The organism is Photorhabdus sp. RM71S, from assembly GCF_042879355.1.
GTDB classification, from domain to species: domain Bacteria; phylum Pseudomonadota; class Gammaproteobacteria; order Enterobacterales; family Enterobacteriaceae; genus Photorhabdus; species Photorhabdus kayaii.
The window spans coordinates 1-412 of the sequence record NZ_JBHFKV010000214.1; the positions used below are offsets into that span (position 1 = coordinate 1).

Sequence of the window (412 nt, forward strand, 5' to 3'; positions counted from 1 at the left end):
CAATCTGGTGGTGGATCAACCGGTCGAGATTGACTGGCAGACAGACCCCGCGGTGGCCGGGCTAAAACTGACGAAACAAAGCAATTCGGTGAGTAACGCACAGGGACAGGTGACGGCGACGTTAACCAGCACGGCGGCAGTGGCGGATGTGCAAGTGTCGGCGAAAACGGCCAGCCAGCAAACGGCAGTGAAGGCAGCGAGCAAAGTCAGCTTTGTGGAGCTGAGCACCAGCTATTATGTCGCCAGCGTGGCGGTGGATGTGGATAAAGATAAAGACGAGAAGCGCTACAACAACGGCACCGACAGTTATACCTTCACGGCGACGGTGAAGGATGGGCACGGCAATCTGGTGGTGGATCAACCGGTCGAGATTGACTGGCAGACAGACCCCGCGGTGGCCGGGCTAAAACTG

Annotated in this window: 1 protein-coding gene; it reads left to right on the forward strand. The window is 57.8% G+C overall.

Annotated elements, in window-relative coordinates; translation table 11 throughout:
- A partial coding sequence (locus tag ACGF5R_RS24575; protein ID WP_387693262.1) for a hypothetical protein occupies nt 1–412 on the forward strand: 412 nt, incomplete at both ends.